The sequence below is a fragment of the Massilia sp. TWP1-3-3 genome, from assembly GCF_049897805.1.
In the GTDB taxonomy this organism is placed as follows: domain Bacteria; phylum Pseudomonadota; class Gammaproteobacteria; order Burkholderiales; family Burkholderiaceae_D; genus Telluria_A.
The window spans coordinates 1-5,107 of the sequence record NZ_JAFCWX010000072.1 but is presented as its reverse complement, the minus strand read 5'-3'; the positions used below and the strand labels follow the sequence as shown (position 1 = coordinate 5,107).

The following is a 5,107-nucleotide window of genomic DNA, read 5'->3' as shown; positions in this document are numbered from 1 at the left end:
CATGGTGATCACCTTTTTTTCTCCTGCCCAAAATGTGGGCAGGAGCAGTAGAACACCTGGGTCAATTTTCGATCAGCATACCCCCTGTAGGTGGGTCAATTTTCGGTCAGCGTCAACAACGCATATCCACAGCGGCGACCAGGTCACGATGTCATCCGGTGCCGACATCAACGTCGCGGTCGGCAAGAGCTTGATCGCCAGTGTGAAGGAAAAGATCAGTCTGTTTGCGTATAACGCTGGGATCAAGCTATTCGCGGCAAAAGGAAAAATCGAAATCCAGGCACAAAGCGGAGACCTCGATATCATCGCCGCGAAAGTGCTTCGCCTGATGTCGGCCACGGATCGTATCGAAATATGGGCCAAAAAAGAGATTGTGATCGGCGCCGATGGATCGGCGATTGTGATCAATGGTTCAGGGATCACCGACATGACGAGCGGGCAGCGCATCAGCCACAATGCCGACTTCTCGCTCCCCGGACCGAAAACTATGCCGTACGCGCTGCCTGTCTTTCCCAAGGCAGTATGTCTTGAGTGTCTGAAGAAGCGCGCCAAGCAGCGATCTGCATTCGTCAACAAAGGAGCTCAGCAATGAATTTCGCCGGACTTGAGGCGACCACCTTCGAATCGAAGCTTGCGGCCTCCTTCGACAACCCCGACTTGACCTGCTACGCCATTGTCGATGCGGCTCAAGATGGTACGCTGCTGCAAAAATTCGCGAAGGAATCGCTGAGCACGCGCAGCATGTGCTTAGTGCCCGCTGCGATTGAATCGGAGATGGAGGATTATTCACCGCATCTTGTCGCCTTGAGTCCGCTCGCCGCTGATTCTGACGCCTGGGCTGCCCTACTTGGATCTGGCGCCGCGCATCCGGCCAGTTTTACATTGCTGACCAGTACGCTTGATTTCGATGAACTGTGGGCTAACCTGGCCGAATTCACAGAAATAGTGTTGCCCGATGAGACGACGATGATTTTTGCATTTTGGGATCCGGCGATTCTGGGCACACTAGTCGGGCAAAAGAGCGACAAGACGCTGCACGTTTCTGTTGGCGTATTAAGCGAGCGCCAGCGTGCGCGGTTGCTGCAAGGTGTGACGGCATGGTGGTACTGGGACCGGGATGGCTATCCACAGGAGATACGTCCCGTCGCCGGACCGGAAACCGCTGCGGCACACCTGGTGAGTTTGCCGTTGCTGCTAAGTCAGGTCCAGGTCGATATGCTGGTCGAAGCCGGAGTGCCCGATCAGTTGCTCGCGCTCTTGCACGAAAACCAGCCGCTTCTGTTGGAGCGTATCCCCATGGAACAGCGCTACAGGCGTGTGGAGAAACACTTGCTTGAGGCCCGCAGGACCAAACTGTTCGGCATGCGAGATATTCTCAATTACACGTGCGCGGCGCTCATTTACGGGGAAGCAGTGCATTCGGATCCCGAGATTTTATCCCTGCTCGCGCGTGTTAAGGAAGGCGAAATCGCGTTTGACGATGCGATTCCGCTGTTTCCGGGGCGAGAGGAATCGCCATGGTAGGGCGTCGTTGGATCGATTTATCGATCGATTCAACTGGCATTCTGTAGAGAAGAATAATAGATTGGACCAAGATGAACAATGGTAAAGAAATCATATCAAGTGGCCTCGCACGACGCCAAGTCGTTCTCAAACTGGTCAGTCTTAGTTTATTGCACCCATTGTTGGCGTGCGGAAAGAGTAGAAAGGCTATGCAAAAGGAAATGCGATTTGACGTTGTTCTGTATAACTTCTTCAATAGCCACATCATTGATATTCATTTGAACGATTCCGATATTGGCATTGCCAGTAGACATGGTAGCACTTCGGTAGTTTCTGGCGTTGTTGTCCCAATGGGGCTTCAAAAGTTGAGTTGGCGAGTAGACGGTCGAGCTGGCGCGCCGCGCAATGGTGAAACAGTTGTCATTAAAAATAAGGTTGTTCTTCAAGCGAGCGACGTCCCGGCCAACACACGCTACATGGGCGTTCATCTTTACCCGGACGAGACCGCAGAATTCACATTCTCGCAATATATCCCGGAGGTTTCCGCTCGCGGCGAGGCGATATTGAAGGAGTCTGAGAAACATGGCAGATGAAAGCAGTCAGCTAGCAGGTGCGGCATCGTGCAATAGTGATGCTGAGAATGATAAGCCGGGCGCCAAACAAAATTGCTCCGATATTGTAAATATTAGTGTTTTTTTCGATGGTACTGGGAATAATTACGACGTTGACGAAAAGGTCCACCGTTGGAGTAATCCAGCTCGCCTTTGGCGTGCGGCACAGGCGTTGACGGGCCCGAAAACAACCAATTACGCGTTTTATATTTCAGGGGTCGGAACCGAATATAATGGTTATCAAGGCAAGACGCCGACGTTCTGGGAAGAAAATGATGCCGCTGTCGAGGATGCTGCTTTTGGCAACGGTTTTGGTCAGGGCGGCACTCGCCGGACTAAGTTCGGCCAGGGCAATGTTAATGACGCTCTGCGTCAAGCTTTGCTGGACAATGCCAAAAAGTTTAACGCTGTTACCAAAGCCTACGTTGCCAAAAGTAAGAACGCGTCCCTTGGTGAAATCAATACGGCGCTTAAACCTTTTAATTTAATAAGTGTTATTAATCTTTCAGTATTTGGCTTTTCCCGCGGAGCCGCGCTAGCACGGGCTTTTGTCAACGATTTTCTTAAAGAGCAGTGCAAAATGCATTCAGACGGAAAAATCTATTTTAACGAACATCTATTGAAGATTAAATTCCTTGGCTTGTTCGATACAGTAGCGTCCTTCGGTTTGCCGAGTGTAAACATAGATGCTCCCTTTTTTGAGAAAAATCTCGTCGTGCCTGATTGTGTCGAAAACTGCGTCCATCTGATCGCGGGCCACGAAATCAGATTTTCATTTCCCGTGGATATAATCTCAAAAGGTGGGAAATATCGGCCTAATTGGATTGAATTGGTTTATCCGGGAGTTCACTCCGACGTCGGAGGTGGATATGATAAAGTGGTGCAAGGTATATCCAACAACTGTTCGCGCATTCCGATGCGAAAGATGATGCGCGTAGCCACAAAGGCCGGTGTGCGCATGCTGGATTTCGACACAATGGCCGTCGATCGTCCGCTATTATATCAAGAGCGCTTCCTCATCCATCCCGAGACCGAAGCCCGATTCAAAAATTATATGGCGGCGGTAAATCCTCCAGATGCGATCGGGGGCGCTGTAGCTGCGCACATGAAAGCGTTGTACTCGGGTTGGGGAACAATGACGAGGAAAAAGATTACTACGCCTGACTTGATTGCCACTAAGGATAGCACTGCTTACAATTTGATCGGCCATATTGGTATCGCAGAGGAGGCCGAGTTATTGCTCCGACCTTTTAAGGCAATGGGTGCAATTACCGATAAGGCGCTGCACGATTCAGGTTTGCGGTTGTTGCAGGTGGCCGGGTTGGCGTACGCACAGGTGGTTCGGCCCGAACCATGGCGGCTGATTGCATGGCGGACCGACTGCTCAGACGCAGTCTTGCAGTTTATCCAGCACTCCGTCCACGATTCAAAAGCCGCGTTCATATGCAGTGTCGAGCCATTCAGCTACTTCCGCCCGCGCGGTATGGCCGAATCGAGTCGAAACGTCTTGGCGAGGGGATTGGATTGGTTGGACAACACGGCAAGTACCGTGAAGAAGGTCACTTTTAAGATAATCTATGACACTGGGCAGATCATAAATGACACCGGGGTTGTGGTGGTTCAGACTTTGCATGATGGCGTACTCTTTGCTACCAAAAAATACAAGTTGGCGGAGAAATTCGTCCTAGAGAAGTCAATCGCTGGTGCCACTTACACCATCGAGATAGTGCAAGCAGGTTCAAAGGTGGTGATCTCAACCATGGAAGCGACCGGACGTTACATCGTCACGTCGGCAGTGGCCGCCAAGAGAAAGACTGGCGAGTTTATTGACGCGACACAGAAAAAAGCTGGAGAAGCGGCGGATGCAACAAAGAAAAGTGTCGGAGAATTTGCTGACGCAACAAAGAAAAACGTGGGCGATTTTGCTGACGCGACGCAGAAAAAAGGCGGCGAGTTACTGGATGCCGCGTCGAAAAAAACTGGTCAACTTGCCGATTCAGCAGGAAAATCGGCGATCGAATTTGGTCAAAAAGTTCAGAGCGGGGCATCCGACGTGGGGCGCGGCGTCGGCTCGGCCTATGACGCCGGCGTTAAGACTGTCGCAGAAAATTGGACGGGCGCGATGTCGGCCTTGGGGCTCTGACATGCATCCGTGTTATTTAGGAGGCCGTTGATGGCGCTTGCAGTGGTTCGCCTTGGCGACAGGACGACGCACGGCGGAACGGTCATCAGTGCTTCGCCGATTCATACCGTCCGCGGCATCGGGATTGCTCGTGTGGGCGACATGGTGGCATGCCCCCAGCCGGGCCACGGCGCCAATCCGATCATTGAAGAGTCACCGGTCTTCAGCGTTGGTGGCCGCAAGGTCGCGCTGCACGGCCACAAATCGGCATGTGGATGTGCTCTTATTGCCAGCTTGCCGGTCGCTTCGCAGGGATAGGATAACAACGTGACACAGACCACACCGTCGATGGCGGCATCGGCGATAGTACGCCGGCGCACCGTTTTCAGCATTATTGGCTGGCTGCTGTTCCTGCTCGTCGCCGGAATCGCCTGGTATTCCCTGCTCAGCGTGGCGGTACCTGCGCGGGTTGATTTTAACGGCGAAAGGGGGACCGTTCTGGGGACTTTCATCCCGCCGTTTCTGTTGACTCTGATTTGCTGGACCGGCTGGCGCCGCTTGGCGCCGTCGGCGACATTTGCAAGGACTCCCGCAGTAGCTAACGCTGAGGCGTCTTCACCAGTACTTGCTGTAGCGCCACTGCCTAAAGGGCGCTTTCGGATCGGCGCATGGAGCGTCATGACTCCGCAAGGAGATGCCGCTGGAACGGCTGAGCGCACCAAGGCGCGCGAAACGGTATTCAGACCGGACAAGTGAGCGCGTGCAAGATGTTTGATGGCTTGATGGTCACGATATCTGATGGTCAATCGGACGCTCTGCCGCGACGCGACCGCTCGTGACCGGCTGGCATCGTCGCAGCGGGGGCCGGCCC

Annotated in this window: 6 protein-coding genes; all 6 read left to right on the top strand. The window is 53.1% G+C overall.

The window, feature by feature from the left end; all coding sequences use genetic code 11:
- On the top strand, positions 1–592 hold a 592-nt coding region (locus ACP7D4_RS27455; RefSeq protein ID WP_426212570.1), incomplete at its 5' end, for a DUF2345 domain-containing protein.
- Positions 589–1,524, top strand: a complete 936-nt coding sequence (locus ACP7D4_RS27450; RefSeq protein ID WP_426212568.1) for a DUF4123 domain-containing protein — start codon at positions 589–591, stop codon at positions 1,522–1,524. The genes ACP7D4_RS27455 and ACP7D4_RS27450, both read left to right, overlap by 4 nt.
- A gap of 71 nt (positions 1,525–1,595) precedes the next feature.
- Positions 1,596–2,096, top strand: coding sequence for a hypothetical protein (locus tag ACP7D4_RS27445; protein ID WP_426212571.1), 501 nt, complete (start codon positions 1,596–1,598; stop codon positions 2,094–2,096).
- Positions 2,086–4,257: a T6SS phospholipase effector Tle1-like catalytic domain-containing protein gene (locus tag ACP7D4_RS27440; RefSeq protein WP_426212567.1), complete on the top strand. Its 2,172-nt coding sequence runs from the start codon at positions 2,086–2,088 to the stop codon at positions 4,255–4,257. The genes ACP7D4_RS27445 and ACP7D4_RS27440 overlap by 11 nt, the downstream gene beginning before the upstream one ends.
- A 30-nt stretch (positions 4,258–4,287) precedes the next feature.
- Positions 4,288–4,554, top strand: a complete 267-nt coding sequence (locus tag ACP7D4_RS27435) for a PAAR domain-containing protein (protein ID WP_426212565.1) — start codon at positions 4,288–4,290, stop codon at positions 4,552–4,554.
- A 9-nt stretch (positions 4,555–4,563) separates the two neighbouring features.
- A complete protein-coding gene (locus tag ACP7D4_RS27430) occupies positions 4,564–4,992 on the top strand; it encodes a hypothetical protein (RefSeq protein ID WP_426212563.1) in 429 nt (142 codons plus the stop codon).
- Positions 4,993–5,107 lie beyond the last annotated feature (115 nt).

What these genes read in the sequence shown, in the direction of transcription:
- ACP7D4_RS27450 (WP_426212568.1), top strand. Translation starts at nt 589, where the DNA reads ATGAATTTCGCCGGACTTGAGGCGACCACCTTCGAATCGAAGCTTGCG.
- ACP7D4_RS27445 (WP_426212571.1), top strand. Translation starts at nt 1,596, where the DNA reads ATGAACAATGGTAAAGAAATCATATCAAGTGGCCTCGCACGACGCCAA.
- ACP7D4_RS27440 (WP_426212567.1), top strand. Translation starts at nt 2,086, where the DNA reads ATGGCAGATGAAAGCAGTCAGCTAGCAGGTGCGGCATCGTGCAATAGT.
- ACP7D4_RS27435 (WP_426212565.1), top strand. Translation starts at nt 4,288, where the DNA reads ATGGCGCTTGCAGTGGTTCGCCTTGGCGACAGGACGACGCACGGCGGA.